The sequence below is a fragment of the Pseudomonas sp. S2_A02 genome, assembly GCF_054668495.1.
This window is the reverse complement of record NZ_CP162776.1, coordinates 3423624-3443402: the sequence shown is the minus strand read 5'-3', so window position 1 is coordinate 3443402 and position 19779 is coordinate 3423624. Positions and strand designations below refer to the sequence as shown.

Genomic DNA, 19779 nt, shown 5'->3' with positions numbered 1-19779 from the left:
GTGTGCGATGACTGCTGTGCTGTTACCCGTTGTACCGCGTGTGCTGATTGCCGAGGCCGACCCCTGGTCCCGCGACCTGCTCAAGCAAGTATTGTTGAATGTGCGCTGCGACGCGCGGCTGGACCTGTGTGCCGATGGCCAGGAGGCGCTGCACCTGTTGGCGGAAAATCCTTACGATCTGCTGATTGTCGATTGGGAGTTGCCTGGCGTCGATGGCCTGAACGTCTTGCGCAATGTTCGTCAACGCAAGCGTAATCCACCGTTGCCCTTCATCCTGATGAGCAGCCGCAACGACAGCGCCAGCGTGCGCGAAGCCTTGCCTCTGGCGCCCACGGCGTACCTGAGCAAACCGTTGAACATCGAAAACCTGACTCAGCGTCTGCAGGATGTGTTGTTGAACCCTGGTGAAGAGGTGTCGTGCGAGGTACCGTCATTGGCGCCTGGCATGACCTTGTCGGTATACCTGGAACGGCGTCGTGAGCTGGCGGACGGTGCGCCGCTGATGACCGACGTGCAGGTGGCGATCAAACGCAGCCTCAATCCCGATGGCCTCGATCTGGCAGTGCTGGAAGACGAAATCCGCACCGACCCGCACATTACCGCTGTCCTGATCGCCGCCGCCAACAGCGCGGCGCAGCATTATGGCGTCGCCGTGCAAACTCTGGCTCAGGCGCTGCACCGCCTGGGTGCCGGGCAAAGCATGAACCTGATTCTGGGCCTAGCCCTCAAGCGCAGTGCCCGGCTCAGCGATCCGCAGCTGGCGGACTATGCCGAACGTTATTGGGAGTTGTCGCTGCACACCGCCGAATATGCGCGGACGCTGGCGCGTTTGCTGGATCTGGATCAGGCGCGCTGTTATTGCGCGGGCATGCTGCATCGTCTCGGCGACCTGGCCTTGCTGCGCTGTTTGCAGGAGTGGAAGCAAGCTGGCGGAGAGCTGGATGAGTGGGAAGAGGTCGGCGATGCCCTGGCTGAATTCGGCGCGGGCTACGGTTCGGCGCTACGGACCCGCTGGCGCCTGCCCCTGGAGCTGCGAGAGCTGATTGCGGCGGTGTATCAGCTCGGTGGCGGAGTTTACTCCCGCGAGGCACTGGTGATGAACATGGCCGCACAACTGGCGCGCCTGACCGAGCATGAAGGGATCGAGGCGTTGTCCAAGAGCCGTACGGCGCGATTGCTCAAGATCGGATTGCCGGAATTGATGCGTTTGCGCAAAAAATAAGCTTTATGCAATACCTGTGGGAGCGGGCTTGCCCGCGATGAGGGACTGACATTCAGCATTGATGTAGGCTGATAGTCCGCTATCGCGGGCAAGCCCGCTCCCACAAGTTTTGCGTTGAGTTTCGATTCGAGTTCAGCCAGAAATGATGCGGTTCTTGCCCTGCCGCTTGGCCCGGTACATCGCCGCATCGGCGCGGGCGAACAGGCTGTCGACACTTTCGTCCTCGGGAGTAAGGCTGGTCAGGCCCTGGCTGACGGTGATGCCGAAGGTCTGGTCGTTACAGCTGAAGCTCAACCGCTGGATTTCCCGTTGCAGGCGCTCGGCCACTTGCATGGCCATGTCCGGTGCACAGCCGGGAAACACCGCTGCGAATTCCTCACCGCCGATCCGTCCGAACAGATCACCACGCCGCAGGGCCGCGCGACCGCTCTCGGCGATGCGTTGCAGCACCTTATCGCCTTCCTGATGACCGTAGGTGTCGTTGACCACTTTGAAGTCATCGATGTCCAGCAGCAGGAATGCCATCGGCGCACCGTTCAATCGCGCCTGCTCGAATTCGTGATGGGCGCATTCGAAGAAGTGTCGGCGATTGCTGCTTTGGGTCAAAACATCGGTGCTGGCCAGGCGTTGCAGCTCGGCTTCCAGCTGCTTTTTTTCGGTGATGTCTTCGGCAATGCCGACGATGATCACCGGTTGGCCCGGCTCGGCCTGACGGTTGATGAAGCACTTGTCGCTGAGCCAGCGCACCTGGCCGTCGGCGGCGATGATGCGGTATTCGCGATCTTCGACGGCGCCTTTGACCAGCACTTGCGCGAGGCTGCGCTCGGCGTAGTCCAGATCGTCGGGATGGACGCTGTCGCGCCAGTGGTTGAAGTCGGACAGCAACAGGCCGGCGGGGCGGCCGAAAATCCGGTCATAGGCAGGGCTGACGTAGAGCACCTGACGGGTTTCCCAGTTGAAGGCCCAAAGCACGGCGTTGACGCTGACCAGCAGCGAGCTGAACAGCTGTTCGCGTTCGCTCAGGCGTGCCACTTCACCCTGGGCATGCATCAGCGCCATCAGGGTTTGCGCGGCCTCGGGCCACTGCGGAAGGGATGTGTCTTGTAGGCTTTTATTGACCATCGGCACAAATCTCAAAGGGCGTGCCGCTAAGTCGACAGCGGCCGAGAACAAAGCCCGCCTGGATGGCGAAGTGTCTTTGAGATAGGGGATTTGGAGCGAAGTTCCCGCCTTGGGGGCAGAGTCCCGCTGGGCGGTATGGCTGCTTGAATTGGCGACGCGTTTTTACGGGTGAAACGCGTCGTCAGAGTTTGCGTCTGCTGCGCAGCCGAGGGGGAGCAAGCTCCCTCGCCACAGGCAAGCCCTTACCCACAAGCTAGCCCTTGTTACAGGCTAGCCGCTCAGCAGGGGCAAGCCTCGCTAGGATCAGGCGTTGGCAGGGCGCAGGGAATAGGTTTTCAACTGGTCGGCGAAATCACGCAGGGATTGAATCCCGCTGGCCTCGGCCTCGTGTACCCAATCCTTGATAGCAGCCAGCATGTCGTGACCATTTGAGCTGGTCTTGACCCAGATCTGTTGCAAGGCCAGGCGTTTTTCGTAAATTACCTTCAGCGCCTGGCTGTGCTCGAGCATGGTCTGGATGCGCATATGGTGCTTGTCGTCCAGCAGGCTGGTTTCCCGCGACAGCAAACGCTTGGCCCGGTGGAACTGGTGACGGACCGAGTGATCGACCTTTTCCAGCTCTTGCTTGACCAGCGGCGCGATCACCAACTTGCGGTACTGGGCCATGATCTGGAAGCGGTTGTTGAGGATCGCCATGGCGGTGTCCATGTCCAGGCTGCCTTTGCCTTCGACGCGGTGGGCGATGGGCGCGACCCGCTGGACCTTGGCCAGACGCAGGAAGCTGAAGACCTGGATCCAGGCCCAGCCGAGGTCGAATTCCCACTTCTTCACCGACAGTTTGGCGGAGTTGGGGTAGGTGTGATGGTTGTTATGCAGTTCTTCGCCGCCGATCAGGATGCCCCAGGGCACCAGATTGGTCGCCGCATCGCGGCATTCGAAGTTGCGGTAGCCGATGGCATGGCCCAACCCATTGACCACGCCGGCGGCCCATACCGGGATCCACATCATCTGGATGGCCCAGATGGTGATGCCGATGGTGCCGAACAGCAGCAGGTCGATGACGCCCATGATCGCGACACCCAGCAGCGGGAAGCGGCTGTAGAGGTTGCGTTCGATCCAGTCTTCGGGGCAGTTTTTGCCGTAGATGCGCAGGGTCTCGGGATTTTCCGCTTCGGCGCGGTACAGCTCGGCGCCTTTGCGCAGAACGGTGGATAACCCCTTGATGACCGGGCTGTGCGGGTCATCGACGGTTTCGCATTTGGCGTGATGCTTGCGGTGGATAGCCGTCCACTCGCGCGTGTTCTGCGCTGTGGTCAGCCACAACCAGAAGCGGAAGAAATGTTTCAGGCCGGCATTGAGCTCAAGCGAGCGATGGGCTGAATAACGATGCAGATAAACCGTGACGCCGACGATCGTCACGTGGGTCATCAGTAAGGTGACTGCCACCAGTGACCAGGGCGATAAGCCAAGAAAACCTTCGTACCACATAGCCTATAGGACCCTCGATAAAGAAAAAAACAGCCGTTGCATTATCACTTAGCCCACAGATAAAACCAGTCGCCCTTTCAGATAAGAGTGGCTGGATGTTTCTTTAAATTATAATTCCAGCCTTTTTGTAGGGATATGGACAGTCGAATGCCGGCCACATATCGCAATGCCTTGCGTGTGGCGCTGCTCTATCCGGTGCTTTCCGTCGCCTGACTCCAGCTTAGTGGTTATTTATTGAACAGGTTCTTCGATAGCTCTACCGACCTGCTGCGTTGGCAACTGATCAACGGTGATGCCTGGGTGGGCGGGTAATCATTGCGCTAGCGCAAAGCATGGGGATGCATGTCGAGGGAGGCGGACAGGTCGAGCGGGCGGCTTTCCTGCTCGAACCCGACTGCGATTTGGGGCAGAGGTACTGCGATCTTTTGATCTTCAAACTAATAACGTCCCGCAATCCCTTACGCCATCAAATAATATCTTCTGGTTATATAAACATTCTTAAATAGTCTTTTTAAGAATATCTGCGCCTATCTACTATTGCTCTCACGCCGTAAGCAGTGCCCGCCACTGCCAGGCATATCTCATTAAAGGAGCAGCACCATGAGCGCATCCCTACGTAGTGTTGACGGGCAGGACGAAGCCACTATTTTGCGTGAGATCCAGAGTGCCTTGCGCGATCTGCGCTTTGGTGCGGTGGAAATCACTGTGCATAACGCCCAGGTGGTTCAGATCGAACGCAAAGAGAAATTCCGTTTGCAGAACCCGGGCAACAAGCCGAGCTGAAGCGAAAGATCAAAAGATCGCAGCCTTCGGCAGCTCCTACGCGCAGCCGCCGCAGGCTGCGATCTTCGAACAGGCAACCCGTTCCAGACCATAAGAAAAAGCCAACACATCAAGAATTCCAGGAGCTTTCACCATGTCGTCGATTCGTCATTTTGCTTTGGCCGCCCTGGCCAGTGCCCTTTTTGCTGGTTCCGCGGTTGCCAAGGATTACGAGCTGCTCAATGTGTCGTATGACCCGACCCGTGAGCTGTACCAGGACTACAACGCTGAATTCATCAAGTCCTGGCAAAAGGACCACGCTGGCGACAGCGTGAAGATCCAGCAGTCTCACGGTGGTTCGGGCAAGCAGGCTCGCGCAGTGATCGACGGTCTGCGGGCCGACGTGGTGACCCTGGCCTTGGCCGGTGACATCGATGAAGTCGCCAAGCTCGGCAAGAGCCTGCCGGTCGACTGGCAGAAGCGTCTTCCTGAGGCGAGCACGCCTTACACCTCGACCATCGTATTCCTGGTGCGCAAGGGCAACCCGAAAGGCATCAAGGACTGGGGCGACCTGACCAAAAACGGCGTGGAAGTCATCACCCCGAACCCGAAAACCTCGGGCGGCGCACGCTGGAACTTTCTCGCGGCCTGGGCCTATGGCCTGAAGGCCAACGGCGGTAACGAAGCCAAGGCCAAAGAATACGTGCAGACGCTGTTCAAACATGTGCCTGTGCTGGACACCGGTGCTCGCGGCTCGACCATCACCTTCGTCAACAACGGTCAGGGCGACGTGTTGCTGGCCTGGGAAAACGAAGCCTTCCTGGCGTTGAAAGAAGACGGCGGCGCCGACAAATTCGACATCGTCGTGCCTTCGCTGTCGATCCTGGCCGAACCACCGGTGGCCGTGGTCGACAAGAATGCCGAGAAAAAGGGCAACACCGACATCGCCGAAGCGTACCTCAAGCACCTGTACAGCCCGGCCGGCCAGGAAATCGCGGCGAAAAACTTCTATCGTCCACGTGACAAGGACGTGGCCGCCAAGTACGCCAAACAGTTCCCGACACTGGAGCTGGTGACCATCGACAAGGACTTCGGTGGCTGGAAAACCGCGCAACCGAAATTCTTCAATGACGGTGGCGTGTTCGACCAGATTTATCAGGCGCAGTAACCTGAAATGGATCAGTCAATGGACCTGATTCCAGTCAGTTAAGGTGCTGAACCTGTGGGAGCGAGCCTGCTCGCAATGACGGCGGTACATTCAGCATAAGTATTGGCTGACCCGCCGCTATCGCAAGCAGGCTCGCTCCCACAGGGGTTGTGGTGTCCAAATCCTTAACTGGCTGGCATTAGCCAACAGGCCCCGATTTCACTGTCGGGGCTTAGCGCGTTTTCAACCAAGGACTTTTATGTCGCGTCGTATCTCCCCCGTCATACCCGGCTTCGGGCTGACGCTGGGCTACACCTTGGTGTACCTCAGCCTGATTGTGCTCATTCCACTGGCGGCGATGTTCGTGCATGCCGCCCAACTGACCTGGGACCAGTTCTGGGCAATCATCTCGGCGCCACGGGTGCTGGCGGCGTTGAAGCTGAGCTTCGGCACCGCGCTCTATGCGGCGATCATCAACGGCATCATCGGCACGCTGCTGGCCTGGGTACTGGTGCGCTACACCTTCCCGGGCCGCAAAGTCATCGACGCGATGATCGACCTGCCCTTTGCTTTGCCCACTGCGGTGGCCGGTATCGCGCTGACCGCGCTGTACACCCCCACTGGCCTGGTGGGTCAGTTCGCGGCGGACCTGGGTTTCAAGATCGCCTATACCCCCCTCGGCATCACGCTTGCGCTGACTTTTGTGACGCTTCCATTCGTGGTACGTACGGTACAGCCTGTACTGGCTGATATTCCCCGTGAAGTGGAGGAAGCAGCGGCGTGCCTCGGCGCCAAACCGTTACAGGTTTTCCGCCATATCCTGGTTCCCGCGCTGCTACCAGCTTGGCTGACCGGTTTCGCTTTGGCCTTTGCCCGCGGGGTCGGCGAGTACGGTTCGGTGATTTTTATCGCCGGCAACATGCCGATGAAAACCGAAATTCTGCCGCTGCTGATCATGGTCAAACTCGACCAGTACGATTACACCGGCGCCACCTCCATTGGTGTACTGATGCTGGTGGTTTCCTTTGTCCTGTTGCTGCTGATCAACTTGCTGCAGCGGCGCATCGAAACCCCATAAGGAGGCGCGAATCATGTCCCAATCGTCTATTGCAGCTGCCTCCTCGAACGCCTCCCGCCGTGGCAGTGCCACGTCGCGGCGAATCCTCATCGGCCTCGGCTGGCTGGTCTTCGCACTGTTTTTGTTACTGCCGTTGTTCATCGTGGTGTCTCAGGGTCTGAAGCTGGGCCTGGGTGCGTTCTTCACCGCGATCTTCGAGCCGGACGCCTTGTCGGCGTTGAAACTCACCGTGATCGCGGTACTGATTTCGGTTCCGCTGAATCTGGTGTTCGGTGTCAGCGCGGCGTGGTGCGTAAGCAAATACTCGTTCCGCGGCAAGAGCATGCTGGTGACCCTGATCGACCTGCCGTTCTCGGTGTCGCCGGTGATCGCGGGTCTGGTCTATGTGTTGATGTTCGGCGCCCAAGGCCTGTTCGGTCCGTGGTTGCAGGATCACGACATCCAGATCGTCTTCGCCTTGCCGGGCATCGTGCTGGCGACGATTTTCGTTACCGTGCCGTTCGTGGCCCGTGAGCTGATCCCGCTGATGCAGGAACAAGGCACCCAGGAAGAAGAGGCCGCGCGCCTGCTCGGCGCCAATGGCTGGCAGATGTTCTGGCACGTCACCGTGCCCAATATCAAATGGGGCCTGATCTATGGCGTGGTGCTCTGCACTGCGCGAGCGATGGGTGAGTTCGGTGCGGTGTCGGTGGTTTCCGGGCACATTCGCGGGGTAACCAACACCCTGCCGCTGCACGTCGAGATCCTCTACAACGAATACAACCACGTGGCCGCGTTCGCCGTGGCGAGCCTGTTGCTGATCCTGGCGCTCTTCATCCTGCTGCTCAAGCAGTGGAGCGAAAACCGTATTAACCGCCTGCGCGCCAGCGCCGCGGAGGAATAAGTCATGTCGATCGAAGTGCGTAACGTCAGCAAGAACTTCCACGCGTTCAAGGCGCTGGACAACATCAGCCTGGACATTCAAAGCGGCGAGCTGGTGGCGCTACTGGGGCCGTCCGGCTGCGGCAAGACCACGTTGCTGCGAATCATCGCCGGCCTGGAAACTCCGGATCAGGGCAACATCGTGTTCCATGGTGAAGACGTTTCCGGCCACGACGTGCGGGATCGCAATGTCGGTTTCGTGTTCCAGCACTACGCTCTGTTCCGGCACATGACGGTGTTCGACAACGTCGCATTCGGACTGCGCATGAAGCCGAAAAACCAGCGTCCGAATGAAAGCCAGATCGCGGTGAAAGTCCACGAACTGCTGAACATGGTGCAGCTGGATTGGTTGGCCGATCGCTACCCGGAACAACTCTCTGGTGGCCAGCGTCAGCGCATCGCATTGGCCCGTGCCTTGGCGGTGGAGCCGAAAGTTTTGCTGCTCGACGAACCCTTCGGCGCCCTCGACGCCAAGGTCCGTAAAGAGCTGCGCCGCTGGCTCGCGCGGCTGCACGAAGACATCAACCTGACCTCGGTATTCGTGACCCACGACCAGGAAGAGGCGATGGAAGTCGCCGACCGGATCGTGGTGATGAACAAGGGTGTGATTGAACAGATCGGCTCACCGGGTGACGTCTACGAAAACCCCGCCAGCGATTTCGTCTATCACTTCCTCGGCGATTCGAACCGTCTGCATTTGGGTGAAGACCGGCACGTGCTGTTCCGTCCACACGAAGTGTCGCTGTCGCGGCATGAACTGGAAGATCACCACGCGGCTGAAGTGCGGGATATTCGTCCGTTGGGCGCGACGACACGGGTGACGTTGAAGGTCGAAGGCCAGAGCGAGCTGATCGAAGCGGAAGTGGTGAAGGATCACGACAGCCTGGTTGGCTTGGCGAAGGGTGAGACGTTGTTCTTCAAACCGAAAGTCTGGCAGAAAGTCGCCAACATCTAAAGCAAAAGCATCGCGGGCAAGCCCGCTCCCACAGGGGATTTGTGAACGACACAGATCACTGTGGGAGCGGGCTTGCCCGCGATGGCGTCCTACACCGCTGCGTTTTTCTGACGCAAACGCACACCGCCCACCCGCGCCTCGATCTGCTCTTTCAGCTCATGCCGCATCCCGAGCAAAAACGCCAACTCAACCACCACAAACAACGGCCCGACAATCAACCCCGTCACATCATCGACAAACGCCGGTTTGCGTCCCTCGTAATAATGACCGACAAACTGAATCGCCCACCCCAGTACAAACATCCCGATGCCGCTGGCCAGCCAGACCAGCGTACTTTGCTGCGCGAGAACCTGACCCGCCCAGATGCACAGACCGAGCAACACGGTCATCAACACCCCCAGCCGCAATTCCAGGCGCAGGTAAAACCACGCCGATGCCATTGCGACCAGCCCTGCCGGCGAGATCCATCCTCCGCCCCATTGCGGCCGTGACAGTAATACCGCGACCGCCACTACAATCAGCGGAATACCGATAAAGTGGCTGGCGATATTGCGCGGGTCACGGTGGTAGGCGGCGTATTGACTGAGATGGTCAACGAGGCTTTTCATTGTTATTCCTCCTGTAGGGTGATGGATGATGCCCCGGAGTGCATCTCTCGCTCTGTCAGCCAGGCGACAATCTCCAGGAGTTTTCATGGACATGCAGGTTTGGCGTTCGCGCCTGGATACGGGGCAGTGGTTCAGTCATTTACCTGTTCCCTTACAGGATAGTCTGCTGGCTGCGGCCCGAATTCGGCGCCTGCCGTCGGGGCAACTGCTATTCAAACGCGGTGATCCGCCGTGCGGGCTGTATGCAGTGCTCGAAGGGTCGGTGCGCATTGGCGCGGTAAGCGAGCAGGGCAAGGAAGCACTGCTGAGCCTGGTGGAAGCGCCGCACTGGTTTGGCGAAATCTGCCTGTTCGATGGCCAGCCGCGAACCCACGATGCCTACGCCGTGGGCCAGTGCATCCTGTTGCACATCCCGCAGGCGACGCTGCTGAAGTTGCTCGACCAACAACCGGTTCACTGGCGGCAACTGGCGTTGCTGATGAGCCACAAACTGCGCCTGACCTTCATCAACCTCGAACAGCTGAGTCTGATGCCAGCTCCGGCGCGCCTGGCCCATCGGTTGCTGATGATCGCCGAGGGTTACGGCGAAATCGATCCTCCGCGCCGTGTTCTGCAACTGCCTCAGGAGCAATTGGCCTCGATGCTGTCGCTGTCGCGCCAGACCACCAACCAGCTCCTCAAGGATTTGCAGGGGCAGGGGATTCTGAATCTCAGGTATGGCGAGATCGAGATTCTGGATGCCGAGCGGTTGCGAGCGTTGGCGGTGATTTGAAAAACATCACAGCCCTCTGTAGGCGCTGGCGAAGCCTGCGATCTTTCAAACCGCCACGGTATTGGTGGGCTTTATCCGCGAACGCGCCTAGCCTGTGACGACGATAATCGAGGTGTGCCATGCGTGTGTTGCTAGTGGAAGACGAACCCGAGACCGCCAGTCTCCTGGCCAAAGGCCTGAGCGAAGCGAGTTACGCGGTGGATGTGGCGCTCAATGGCATGGACGGCCGGCGCTTTATCGAGTCCGGCGAATACGAACTGATCATCCTCGACGTGATGTTGCCGGGGCTCAACGGCTGGCAGTTGCTGCAGCAGATCCGCAAACTCGGCGACACGCCGGTACTGCTCCTCACCACCAAGGACGGCATCGAAGATCGCCTGCGCGGGCTGGAGTTGCATGAGGATGGTTACCTGCTAAAGCCGTTTGCCGTCAGTGAACTGGTGAAGCGGGTGCGCAAGCTGTTGCGGCGGGATCGCGGGCGATAGTGGTTTCAGTGGTGTTTGAGAAATAGCTATCGCGGGCAAGCCCACTCCCACAGTGATTCTGGGTGAATCACAGTGTTGTGAGCAACCGAAAACCCTGTGGGAGCGGGCTTGCTCGCGAAGAGGCCGGAACATACAAAACACCTTCAAGATCTGTCACCGCAACCCATCCCGAAACTGCCCCGGCGTCATCCCGGTCCAGCGTTTGAACGCACGACTGAAGCTACTGGTGTCGGCGAATCCCAGCAGATAACTGATCTCGCCCAACGAGCACAGCGGGTCGCGCAGATGCAGCAGCGCCAGGTTTTCCCGGCTTTCGTTGAGCAGCGTATCGAATCGATAACCTTCGTCCGCCAAGTGCCGTTGCAGGCTGCGCAGACTCAAGTGCAGCGCATGGGCGATGCATTCGGCCGACGGTTCGCCTTCGGGTAATTGCTCTTCAATGGCGTCGCGAACCTTGCGCTCCCAGGTCAGGGGTTTGAGTTGCGCCAGGGTGCGTTCGAGCACGGTTTCATTGTGCTCGGCCAGTTCCGGGTTGGCGTCGTCCAGGTGACTCTCGAAGTCCAGCAGGGCGAACTCCAGCCGGTCTTCATCGGCATTGAAATACACCGGTGCGCGGAACACTTTGTGCCATTGATGCGGGTCGGCAGGTTCCGGACGGCGCAGGTAGACCGCCAGCGGGGCGTAGTCACGGCCAAGACGATTACGGCAGGTGCGCACGTAAATCGCCGCGAAGGCATCGATGGCCTCGAAGGCTGGCGCGGGGTTGCCTTGGGGGATTTTCAGGCGGAAGCGGTAGCGATCCTCGGCGCGGATCAACTCAAGATCCAGTGCGTTGCTGACCACTTGGTGATAACGCACGATGCGCTCGAAGACTTCCCGCAGGCTGCCGCTGGCCACCAACGCATAACCCAGCGCATGAAACGTGGTGGGGCTGACGAAACGCGACACCCGCAAGCCAATCGCCGGATCGCCGCTGACCTGCACCGCGATTTGCCACAGGCGCGTGGTAGCGGACAACGGGTAACGAGCGTTCGGGTCGTCCATCAACTGCGGGTCGAGCCCCGCCTGTTGGCACAGGGCGGTGCTGTCGAGCCCCAGCGCATCGAGCTGCTTGCGCAGGGCGCGGGTCCAGCTGGCGAGTGAGGTCGGTTCGGTCATGTTGGCGCGTCCGGTCAACAGGTTGGCGTTCACGGCTACCGCTCTGTAAAGCATGGCAAGGCAGGATGCGAACATCAATAACCAGAGGATGGAAGCATGGACGGTACTTCTGCAAGTCCCCAGCGACTGAATGCAGCACAGCGATCAGCGCATATTCGCGAGGTGGTATTGGCCAAGGGCGTCGAACTGCGTCGGCGCTACCCGATTCTCAACCATCAGGACGCCTTGGGCGCGGGCATTCTGGCCTTCGCGTTGGCCGGAATGATCGGTTCGGCAGCGCTGTACATCACCGGGTACATGGCCTGGTGGGTATGCCTGTTGCTCAACGCGTTTTTCGCCTCGCTGACCCATGAGCTGGAGCACGACCTGATCCACAGCATGTACTTTCGCAAACAGCGGGTGCCGCACAACCTGATGATGGGCCTGGTGTGGCTGGCGCGGCCGAGCACCATTAATCCATGGATCCGCCGCCATTTGCACCTCAACCATCACAAGGTGTCCGGCACCGAAGCCGACATGGAAGAGCGGGCGATCACCAACGGTGAACCCTGGGGCATCGCGCGGCTGTTGATGGTCGGCGACAACGTGATGTCGGCGTTTATCCGCATGCTGCGGGCCAAGACCCGGGCGCACAAGTTCAGCATCATCAAGCGTTCTCTGAAAGTCTATGCGCCACTGGCACTGGTGCATTGGGGGGCGTGGTACGTGTTTCTCGGTTTTCACGCCGCCAATGGCATTGCGCATCTGTTGGGGGCGCCTATCGAATGGTCGGCGACTTCATTGGCAGTGATGCAAGTGATCGACATTGCTGTCGTGGTGATCATTGGCCCGAACGTGTTACGCACGTTCTGTCTGCACTTTGTCAGCTCGAACATGCACTACTACGGTGACGTGGAGCCGGGCAATGTGATCCAGCAAACGCAGGTGTTGAACCCTTGGTGGATGTGGCCGTTGCAAGCGTTCTGCTTCAACTTTGGCAGCAGCCACGGGGTCCATCACTTTGTGGTGAAAGAGCCGTTTTACGTCCGTCAGATGACCGTCCCGGTGGCGCATAAGGTAATGCGCGAGATGGGGGTGCGGTTCAATGATTTCGGGACGTTCGGGCGGGCTAACCGGTTTGTGCGCAAGGAATCCGTAGGGGCGCAGGAGGTGCGTGCCGCTCAGGTTTGAGAGAGGTGCCCGGAAATTCAGACGCTGGTCATAAATTTGACCCAAAGGAACGTTACGTTGTGACGCAAGCAGCGGTGGCTTGAGTGCATCGCAATGATTGGTATATGTGTTTTTGATCTAATAAAGTAATTAAATATTCCTTTATTAGATAACCGTTTCAGCCAATCATCACATCCCAGCGATGTGGTTCGCGCTAACAGATTTTGAGTTTCCGGGGCCGTCTCCTTGGCAGGGTGCGGCCCCTTTTTTATTCCGGACAAACACCAAACCCTGTGGGAGCGGGCTTGCCCGCGATAGTGTCATTAGCTCCAACATCGTGGTGATTGATCCACCGCTATCGCGGGCAAGCCCGCTCCCACAGGGATTTGTTTTATATTCGATATTGGTATTAATAAATAGCTTCTTATTCCTTAACGAATATAACTCTCCTCCCTATACTCGATCAGGAACAGACACGCAGCAGGAGAGCTCCCCCATGCGCAACGAATCAATTCGCTACCTGATTGTGCCGGGCTGGCAAGGATCGCCAGAAGATCATTGGCAAACCCATTGGCAGAACAGCCTGCCAAACAGTGCGCGGGTGGAGCAGGCCGATTGGCTGACGCCTCGTCGTGAGGACTGGGTCGCGGCACTGGCCGAGGCGATTGCCGCCGACAGTACGCCCGTGATTCTGATCGCCCACAGCCTGGGCTGCATCACCGTCGCCCATTGGGCGGCCACGGCACCGCTGCCATTTTTGCTTCAGGTACGCGGCGCGTTGCTGGTCGCGCCAGCGGACGTCGAGCGCCCGGCTTGCGCGCCGGCCTTGCGCAACTTCGCACCGATCCCGACTCATTTGCTGCCGTTCCCGAGCCAGGTCGTCAGCTCCGACAACGACAGCGCCGTGAGCGCGCCACGAGCCCTTGAATTGGCGCGCCAGTGGGGCGCCGAGGCGGGGATTTTATCGGGTGCCGGGCACATCAACGTGAAGTCCGGTCACCAACGCTGGGAGCAGGGTTTTGCGTACCTCTATCGTCTGCAAAACCGCATGGAACAGCACGCCCTGCGTCGCGCTTGAACCTTTATTTTATTGAACGCCCCCGTCTCCCCGGCGGTTTTGGGCGGGAGTCTGCCATGAGCTTGCATGAAACATTCGGTCAGCCGCTGCTGACCTTTCCCGATGCGGAAAAAAGCCCGCTGAGCATTCGCGCCAAGGCGTTGGTGTTCGTCGACCCGCGTTCCCGGCAGTTGCGCCAGGAGCTGGAACAACTGGCGCCACGTTCGATCTCGGTGTTGATTCGCGGTGAAACCGGCAGCGGTAAAGAACTGCTGGCGCGACATATCCATCGCGCCAGTGACCGCGGAGGATTGTTCGTGTCAGTCAACTGCGGGGCGATCAGCCCGACGTACGCTGATGCTGAACTGTTCGGCTATGCCGCCGGCAGCTACAGCGGTTCGGCTAGCAGCCGGGCCGGTTGGTTTGGTTCGGCCAATGGCGGCACGCTCTATCTGGACGAGATCGGCGACTTGCCGTTGCCAATCCAGATCAAGTTGCTCGCAGCCCTGGAAAACCACGAAGTCACCCGCGTTGGCGCTCAGCAGCCAAGCCCGGTGGATGTACGTCTGGTGGCCGCCACCAGCATCGATCTGGCCCAGGCGGTGGCGGCCGGAAAATTCCATGAGCGGCTCTATCACTACCTAAGCGAAGGCCAGCTCGAACTGCCGGCCTTGCGTGAACGGGTGGGCGATATTCTGTCGCTGGCCGAATACTTCCTCGGCATCTACAGCCAGCGCCTCGACCTGCCGGTGCCATTGATCAGCGAAGCTGCGCAGCACCTGCTGGAGCAGCACAGTTGGCCGGGCAACACCCGGGAACTGGAGAACGTCATTCACTTTGCGCTGCTGGTGAGTACCGGCGACGAGATTTTGCCGGAGCATTTGAATCTGCCCGAGGCGACTGTGTCGCTGGTGACGATCGAGCAGCAACTCAAACAGATTCTCGGCAACGGTTCCGCCGCCGAGAAAGATGCCTTGAAAAAACTGCTCAAAGCCACCGGGCTTTTGTAGGAGCTGGCGCAGCCTGCGATCTTTTGATCTTGATCTTTGGTGGCTTTGAAATCGCCAAAATCAAAAGATCGCAGCCTTCGGCAGCTCCACATCGGGCGTGGCGGTTGCATGAACAAAATAGAATATCAAAGTGAATAAAAGATATTATTCGGGAATAAAAAATCCCGGTATTGTCCGCGTCACGCCAGCGATAGCACATCACTGGCACTCGTACTAATTAGCCGTCGTCGATGATGGCCGCGAATTTCGATAAGGACACTGCATGAAAAAGGTTCTGTTGTTCACCGCTTTGGCGGCTGCCCTGACCACGGGCCTGGCCCAGGCTGGCGAAAAACTGGTGGTTGCGGCGACGCCGGTTCCACATGCCGAGATTCTTGAGCTGATCAAACCGACCCTTGCCAAAGAAGGCGTGGACCTGGAGATCAAAGTCTTCACCGACTACGTTCAGCCTAACGTGCAGGTCGACCAGAAACATCTGGACGCCAACTACTTCCAGACCCTGCCGTACCTGAAAAACTTCAACGAAGGCAAAGGCACTAATCTGGTGACTGTGATCGGTGTACACGTCGAACCATTTGGCGGCTACTCGAAGAAAGTCAAAAGCCTGGCTGAGCTGAAAGACGGCGCAACCATCGCCATCCCGAACGAAGGCAGCAACAGCGGCCGTGCCCTGATCCTGTTGCAGAAGGCCGGCCTGATCGAGTTGAAAGACCCGAAAAACGCCGTGGCCACCCCGAAAGACATTGCCAAGAACCCGCACAATTTCAAGTTCAAGGAACTGGAATCGGCCATGCTGCCGCGTGTTCTGGACCAGGTCGACCTGGACATGATCAACACCAACTACGCGCTGGACGCGGGTCTGAACCCGGCTAAAGACGCGCTGGTGATCGAAGGTGCTGATTCGCCTTACGTGAACTTCCTGGTGGCTCGTCCAGACAACAAGGACAGCGTTGCCATCCAGAAACTGGCCAAGGCTTTGACCAGTCCTGAAGTGAAAGCATTCATCGCCAAGAAGTACAGCGGCGCGGTACTGCCGGCGTTCTGATCGACCGCATCTCAAACCCCTTCAAAGTTTCAACGCCGACGGCTAATACAGCGTCGGCGTTTTTAGTGGGGTGTGTTTCACCTGTGGCGAGGGAGCTTGCTCCCGCTGGGTTGCGAAGCGACCTCAAAAATTGCGCGCACGTTGTGTCAGACAAACCGCGTTGGCTGATTTGCGACTGCTACGCAGCCGAGCGGGAGCAAGCTCCCTCGCCACAAGATCAAAAGATCGCAGCCTTCGGCAGCTCCTACGGGTGTTCACATAACCCCGTAGGAGCTGCCGAAGGCTGCGATCTTTTTGCTTTTACGGTCTAGGCCACTCTGGCCTTCAACGCCTTGCGCAACGCCACCAGCAATTTCACGATGTCCTGCGGATCCAGCCGCTGTGGCACGTTTACGTCAGCCATTTTCTCTTCCTTGTGAGGGTTCGGCCGCAGGAGTCTGGCCAAAAGCTGCACGTCCGTGGAGGGTATTTTGAAAAAAAGAGCCTTCCTACAGCACAAAGAAAAATAGTCGTCCTCCACTGCCGCCGCAAATCCGCAGGATAGTTTTTTGCGTGATATCAATATGCTTTAACGGTATTTAAATTCTTCTTTTTATACCTTTAAAGTCGGTTCCTGCCGGGTGGTTATCCACTGCCCATGGACTGCGCCATCGTCGCTTACCGAGCGGCGTCCAGGGATGTTCAATGACTTTCGATTACGCTTTTATCCTCAGCACCCTGCCGGCGTTTCTCAAAGCCGTGGGCGTGACGCTGCAGGTCGGCTTTATCGCCATCGGCACTTCGTTGCTGGTGGCGGTGATCAACGCGACGGTTCTGGTGTTTCGCACCCCCTACCTGCAACGCCTGGTCGGGTTGTACGTGGAGTTGGCGCGCAACACGCCACTGCTGATTCAGTTGTTCTTCGTCTACTTCGCCATGCCGGCCTTGGGCATCAAAGTATCGGGCTTCGCGGCGGCGATCATCACCATGACTTTCCTTGGCGGCGCCTATCTCACCGAAGTCCTGCGCGCCGGTGTGGATGCGGTGCCCCACGCTCAACTTGAGTCCGGTCGCTCCATCGGCCTGTCCCACGGGCAATTGCTGCGCTACGTGATCCTGCCGCAAGCCGGCATCCTCAGCCTGCCGTCGCTGTTCGCCAATTTCATTTTTCTGCTCAAGGAAACCACCGTGGTCTCGGCGGTGGCGGTGCCGGAGATTCTCTACACCACCAAGAGCTATATCGCGCTCTATTACAAAACCTACGAAATGCTCGCCGTGCTGACGCTGATTTGCGTGCTGCTGTTTTTGCCGTTGTCGCTGCTGCTCAGTCGTCTGGAAAGGAGGCTCCAGCATGGCCAGTTCGGGTCTTGAATTGCTCATGGTGTCGTTGCCGCAACTGGGCAAGGGCGCTGCGCAAACCCTGTCGATCTCTTTTCTGAGCATCGCCATCAGTACTGTCGGCGGCGTGCTCTACGGCGTGTTGCGCACGCTGAATTCGAAATGGCTGAACGCGATTCTGCGGGTCTATCTGGAACTGTTCCGGGCGATCCCGGTGCTGGTCTGGCTGTATTTGCTGTTCTTTGGTCTGCCGATTTTTTTCGGGCTGAGCATTCCAAGCTTCTGGTGCGCGGTGTTGGTGTTGTCGCTGTGGGGCGCCAGCGAAGTCGGTGAAGTGGTGCGCGGTGCCTTGCATTCGTTGCCGCGCGGGCAGCGTGAGGCCGGGCTGTCGATTGGCCTGGATGGCCCGCAACTCTACGGCTACGTGTTGCTGCCTCAAGCGCTGAAGCGCATGACGCCGCCGACCATCAACGTTTACACGCGGATCATCAAGACCAGCTCCCTGGCGGTGCTGATCGGCGTGGTGGACGTGATCAAGGTTGGCCAGCAGATCATCGAACGCACCTACGAATCAGTGCTGATCTACGGCGCGCTTTTCCTGTTTTTCTTTTTCATCTGCTACCCGCTGTCGGCCGCTTCCCGCGTGCTGGAGCGGCGCTGGACGCAAGCATGAGTGCATTGATCGAGTTCAAGGGTTTCAACAAGTTTTTCGGCGAGCAGCAGGTGCTCGACGGCATCGATCTGAAGGTGAAGCAGGGCGAAGTGATCGTCATCCTCGGCCCCAGCGGCTGTGGCAAAAGCACCTTGCTACGCTGCCTCAACGGCCTGGAAGTCGCTCACAGCGGCAGCTTGAATTTTGCCGGGCGCGAGTTACTGGATAAGGGTACCGACTGGCGCGAAGTGCGTCAGCAGATCGGCATGGTGTTCCAGAGCTATCACTTGTTCCCGCACATGAGCGTGCTCGACAATCTGTTGCTCGGCCCACTCAAGGTGCAGAAACGTGAACGCCGTGAAGCCCGCGCTCAAGCTGAAGCGCTACTTGAGCGTGTCGGTCTGCTGGACAAGCGCGACGCCTTCCCGCGCCAGCTCTCCGGTGGCCAGCAGCAACGCATCGCTATCGTTCGTTCGCTGTGCATGAACCCCAAGGTCATGCTCTTCGATGAAGTCACCGCCGCCCTCGATCCGGAGATGGTCAAGGAAGTGCTCGAAGTCATACAGGGTCTGGCCCGCGAGGGCATGACGCTGCTGATTGTCACCCACGAAATGGCGTTTGCCCGCGCCGTGGCTGACCGAATTGTGTTCATGGATGCCGGGCGCATTCTTGAGCAAAACCCACCCGAGATTTTCTTTACGAACCCGCAAACCGCACGAGCGCAGCAGTTCCTGGAGAAGTTCTCCTACGTCGCCGCATTACCCAAAACGACTCAAACAAAGGAATTGGAACTGCCATGAAAACTGCCAAGTCTTCTCTGCTGCTACTCCCGCTGTTCGGCCTGGCGCTGCTCGCCGGCTGCAACAAAACCGAAGAACCGACGAAGCCGAAAGTCGCAAGCGTCAGCACCGCACCGGCCGGTAACCTGGAAAAAATCAAAGCCCGGGACAAGCTGATCGTCGGCGTCTTCACGGATAAACCGCCGTTCGGTTTTGTCGATGAAGCCGGGCGCTACGTGGGGTTTGATACCGACATTGGTCGCCAATTCGCCAAGGATCTGCTGGGCGATGAGAACAAGGTCGAGTTCGTTGCAGTGGAGCCGGCGAGCCGGATTCCGTTTCTGCAAAGCGACAAAGTCGACCTGATCCTGGCCAACATGACCGTCACCCCGGAGCGCAAGGACGCTGTGGACTTCACTAACCCGAATCTCAAGGTTGCGGTGCAGGCACTGGTGCCGCAGGCGAGTTCGGTGAAGAGCCTCGATGACCTGGCGACCCGCACGACTATCGTGACCACGGGCACCACGGCGGATATCTGGCTGACCAAGAATCATCCGGACTGGAAATTGCTGAAGTTCGAGAAAAACTCCGAGTCCCTGCAAGCCCTGGCCAATGGTCGCGGCGATGCTTATGCGCAGGACAATCTGGTGCTGTTCAGCTGGGCCAAGCAGAATACGGGCTACCGCGTGCTCGAGGAAAAACTGGGGGCCGAAGCCCCGATCGCACCGGCGGTGAAGAAGGGCAATATCGAACTGCGTGACTGGGTGAATGTGGAGTTGGCGAAGCTGGGCGAAGAGAAGTTTTTGCTCAAGCTGTACGACCAGTATGTGCGTAAAGAATTGAGCGATGACACCAAGCCTGAGAGCGTGATTGTCGAGGGAGGGAAGTGGCAGGGGTGATTCTCTGACCTGTGCGGCGATCTCGCGGCCGTCATCGCGGGCAAGCCCGCTCCCACAGGGTTTGGTGTGGACGCAGATTTTGTGTCCATTGAAGATCATTGTGGGTGGGAAGTGGCAGGGGTGATTCTCTGACCTGTGCGGCGATCTCGCGGC

At 58.7% G+C, this 19779-nt stretch carries 20 protein-coding genes; 16 read left to right on the top strand and 4 right to left on the bottom strand.

What is annotated here, in order from left to right; translation table 11 throughout:
- Positions 1 to 7 precede the first annotated feature (7 nt).
- Positions 8 to 1222: an HDOD domain-containing protein gene (locus AB4O41_RS15755; protein WP_460143828.1), complete on the top strand. Its 1215-nt coding sequence runs from the start codon at positions 8 to 10 to the stop codon at positions 1220 to 1222.
- Positions 1223 to 1354: 132 nt separating this feature from the next.
- Here the strand turns inward: AB4O41_RS15755 and AB4O41_RS15750 are convergent, their stop codons facing one another.
- Positions 1355 to 2344, bottom strand: coding sequence for a GGDEF domain-containing protein (locus AB4O41_RS15750; protein WP_460143827.1), 990 nt, complete (start codon positions 2342 to 2344; stop codon positions 1355 to 1357).
- Between the two features lie 303 nt (positions 2345 to 2647).
- Positions 2648 to 3832: a delta-9 fatty acid desaturase DesA gene (desA, locus tag AB4O41_RS15745; RefSeq protein ID WP_007899628.1), complete on the bottom strand. Its 1185-nt coding sequence runs from the start codon at positions 3830 to 3832 to the stop codon at positions 2648 to 2650.
- Between the two features lie 600 nt (positions 3833 to 4432).
- Here desA and oscA point away from each other — a divergent pair.
- The 5 genes from oscA (at position 4433) to AB4O41_RS15720 (ending at position 8695) form a co-directional block, all read left to right on the top strand.
- Complete coding sequence (gene oscA, locus AB4O41_RS15740; protein ID WP_007941032.1) at positions 4433 to 4615, top strand: sulfur starvation response protein OscA; 183 nt, start codon at positions 4433 to 4435, stop codon at positions 4613 to 4615.
- A 133-nt stretch (positions 4616 to 4748) separates the two neighbouring features.
- Positions 4749 to 5762, top strand: a complete 1014-nt coding sequence (locus tag AB4O41_RS15735; protein WP_460143826.1) for a sulfate ABC transporter substrate-binding protein — start codon at positions 4749 to 4751, stop codon at positions 5760 to 5762.
- Between the two features lie 238 nt (positions 5763 to 6000).
- Positions 6001 to 6819, top strand: a complete 819-nt coding sequence (gene cysT / locus AB4O41_RS15730) for a sulfate ABC transporter permease subunit CysT (RefSeq protein ID WP_033058556.1) — start codon at positions 6001 to 6003, stop codon at positions 6817 to 6819.
- Between the two features lie 13 nt (positions 6820 to 6832).
- Complete coding sequence (gene cysW, locus AB4O41_RS15725) at positions 6833 to 7702, top strand: sulfate ABC transporter permease subunit CysW (RefSeq protein ID WP_367373712.1); 870 nt, start codon at positions 6833 to 6835, stop codon at positions 7700 to 7702.
- A gap of 3 nt (positions 7703 to 7705) precedes the next feature.
- Positions 7706 to 8695: a sulfate/molybdate ABC transporter ATP-binding protein gene (locus tag AB4O41_RS15720; RefSeq protein ID WP_007899637.1), complete on the top strand. Its 990-nt coding sequence runs from the start codon at positions 7706 to 7708 to the stop codon at positions 8693 to 8695.
- Positions 8696 to 8784: 89 nt separating this feature from the next.
- On the opposite strand, the gene AB4O41_RS15715 is transcribed toward AB4O41_RS15720, so the two are convergent.
- Positions 8785 to 9303, bottom strand: coding sequence for an Mpo1 family 2-hydroxy fatty acid dioxygenase (locus AB4O41_RS15715; RefSeq protein ID WP_460143825.1), 519 nt, complete (start codon positions 9301 to 9303; stop codon positions 8785 to 8787).
- A gap of 85 nt (positions 9304 to 9388) precedes the next feature.
- Between AB4O41_RS15715 and AB4O41_RS15710 the strand changes: the two genes are divergently transcribed.
- The gene (locus tag AB4O41_RS15710) at positions 9389 to 10075 is read left to right on the top strand and encodes a Crp/Fnr family transcriptional regulator (protein WP_460143824.1); all 687 of its coding nucleotides are present in this window, start codon (positions 9389 to 9391) and stop codon (positions 10073 to 10075) included.
- 119 nt (positions 10076 to 10194) lie between these two features.
- Positions 10195 to 10560, top strand: a complete 366-nt coding sequence (locus AB4O41_RS15705; RefSeq protein WP_460143823.1) for a response regulator — start codon at positions 10195 to 10197, stop codon at positions 10558 to 10560.
- Between the two features lie 153 nt (positions 10561 to 10713).
- Here the strand turns inward: AB4O41_RS15705 and AB4O41_RS15700 are convergent, their stop codons facing one another.
- Positions 10714 to 11718, bottom strand: a complete 1005-nt coding sequence (locus AB4O41_RS15700; protein ID WP_460148352.1) for an AraC family transcriptional regulator — start codon at positions 11716 to 11718, stop codon at positions 10714 to 10716.
- A 96-nt stretch (positions 11719 to 11814) separates the two neighbouring features.
- Here AB4O41_RS15700 and AB4O41_RS15695 point away from each other — a divergent pair, with 96 nt between their 5' ends.
- From AB4O41_RS15695 to AB4O41_RS15660, 8 genes are all read left to right on the top strand, one after another.
- Complete coding sequence (locus AB4O41_RS15695; protein WP_460143822.1) at positions 11815 to 12888, top strand: fatty acid desaturase; 1074 nt, start codon at positions 11815 to 11817, stop codon at positions 12886 to 12888.
- A 475-nt stretch (positions 12889 to 13363) separates the two neighbouring features.
- Entirely contained in the window at positions 13364 to 13945 is a 582-nt protein-coding gene (locus AB4O41_RS15690) for an alpha/beta hydrolase (RefSeq protein WP_460143821.1), read from the top strand.
- 56 nt (positions 13946 to 14001) lie between these two features.
- The gene (locus tag AB4O41_RS15685) at positions 14002 to 14934 is read left to right on the top strand and encodes a sigma 54-interacting transcriptional regulator (protein WP_460143820.1); all 933 of its coding nucleotides are present in this window, start codon (positions 14002 to 14004) and stop codon (positions 14932 to 14934) included.
- A gap of 262 nt (positions 14935 to 15196) precedes the next feature.
- Complete coding sequence (locus AB4O41_RS15680) at positions 15197 to 15979, top strand: MetQ/NlpA family ABC transporter substrate-binding protein (protein WP_460143819.1); 783 nt, start codon at positions 15197 to 15199, stop codon at positions 15977 to 15979.
- A gap of 684 nt (positions 15980 to 16663) precedes the next feature.
- Complete coding sequence (locus AB4O41_RS15675; RefSeq protein ID WP_460143818.1) at positions 16664 to 17329, top strand: amino acid ABC transporter permease; 666 nt, start codon at positions 16664 to 16666, stop codon at positions 17327 to 17329.
- Positions 17310 to 17969 (top strand): amino acid ABC transporter permease, encoded by a 660-nt coding sequence (locus AB4O41_RS15670; protein WP_123719075.1) that lies wholly within the window; start codon positions 17310 to 17312, stop codon positions 17967 to 17969. The genes AB4O41_RS15675 and AB4O41_RS15670 overlap by 20 nt, the downstream gene beginning before the upstream one ends.
- Entirely contained in the window at positions 17966 to 18748 is a 783-nt protein-coding gene (locus tag AB4O41_RS15665) for an amino acid ABC transporter ATP-binding protein (RefSeq protein WP_460143817.1), read from the top strand. The genes AB4O41_RS15670 and AB4O41_RS15665 overlap by 4 nt, the downstream gene beginning before the upstream one ends.
- Positions 18745 to 19626 (top strand): transporter substrate-binding domain-containing protein, encoded by an 882-nt coding sequence (locus tag AB4O41_RS15660; protein WP_460143816.1) that lies wholly within the window; start codon positions 18745 to 18747, stop codon positions 19624 to 19626. Before AB4O41_RS15665 ends, AB4O41_RS15660 begins: the two co-directional genes overlap by 4 nt.
- Positions 19627 to 19779 lie beyond the last annotated feature (153 nt).

Coding starts and splice junctions, on each gene's coding strand:
- AB4O41_RS15755 (WP_460143828.1), top strand. CDS start 8: ATGACTGCTGTGCTGTTACCCGTTGTACCGCGTGTGCTGATTGCCGAG.
- AB4O41_RS15750 (WP_460143827.1), bottom strand. CDS start 2,344: ATGGTCAATAAAAGCCTACAAGACACATCCCTTCCGCAGTGGCCCGAG.
- desA (WP_007899628.1), bottom strand. CDS start 3,832: ATGTGGTACGAAGGTTTTCTTGGCTTATCGCCCTGGTCACTGGTGGCA.
- oscA (WP_007941032.1), top strand. CDS start 4,433: ATGAGCGCATCCCTACGTAGTGTTGACGGGCAGGACGAAGCCACTATT.
- AB4O41_RS15735 (WP_460143826.1), top strand. CDS start 4,749: ATGTCGTCGATTCGTCATTTTGCTTTGGCCGCCCTGGCCAGTGCCCTT.
- cysT (WP_033058556.1), top strand. CDS start 6,001: ATGTCGCGTCGTATCTCCCCCGTCATACCCGGCTTCGGGCTGACGCTG.
- cysW (WP_367373712.1), top strand. CDS start 6,833: ATGTCCCAATCGTCTATTGCAGCTGCCTCCTCGAACGCCTCCCGCCGT.
- AB4O41_RS15720 (WP_007899637.1), top strand. CDS start 7,706: ATGTCGATCGAAGTGCGTAACGTCAGCAAGAACTTCCACGCGTTCAAG.
- AB4O41_RS15715 (WP_460143825.1), bottom strand. CDS start 9,303: ATGAAAAGCCTCGTTGACCATCTCAGTCAATACGCCGCCTACCACCGT.
- AB4O41_RS15710 (WP_460143824.1), top strand. CDS start 9,389: ATGGACATGCAGGTTTGGCGTTCGCGCCTGGATACGGGGCAGTGGTTC.
- AB4O41_RS15705 (WP_460143823.1), top strand. CDS start 10,195: ATGCGTGTGTTGCTAGTGGAAGACGAACCCGAGACCGCCAGTCTCCTG.
- AB4O41_RS15700 (WP_460148352.1), bottom strand. CDS start 11,718: ATGACCGAACCGACCTCACTCGCCAGCTGGACCCGCGCCCTGCGCAAG.
- AB4O41_RS15695 (WP_460143822.1), top strand. CDS start 11,815: ATGGACGGTACTTCTGCAAGTCCCCAGCGACTGAATGCAGCACAGCGA.
- AB4O41_RS15690 (WP_460143821.1), top strand. CDS start 13,364: ATGCGCAACGAATCAATTCGCTACCTGATTGTGCCGGGCTGGCAAGGA.
- AB4O41_RS15685 (WP_460143820.1), top strand. CDS start 14,002: ATGAGCTTGCATGAAACATTCGGTCAGCCGCTGCTGACCTTTCCCGAT.
- AB4O41_RS15680 (WP_460143819.1), top strand. CDS start 15,197: ATGAAAAAGGTTCTGTTGTTCACCGCTTTGGCGGCTGCCCTGACCACG.
- AB4O41_RS15675 (WP_460143818.1), top strand. CDS start 16,664: ATGACTTTCGATTACGCTTTTATCCTCAGCACCCTGCCGGCGTTTCTC.
- AB4O41_RS15670 (WP_123719075.1), top strand. CDS start 17,310: ATGGCCAGTTCGGGTCTTGAATTGCTCATGGTGTCGTTGCCGCAACTG.
- AB4O41_RS15665 (WP_460143817.1), top strand. CDS start 17,966: ATGAGTGCATTGATCGAGTTCAAGGGTTTCAACAAGTTTTTCGGCGAG.
- AB4O41_RS15660 (WP_460143816.1), top strand. CDS start 18,745: ATGAAAACTGCCAAGTCTTCTCTGCTGCTACTCCCGCTGTTCGGCCTG.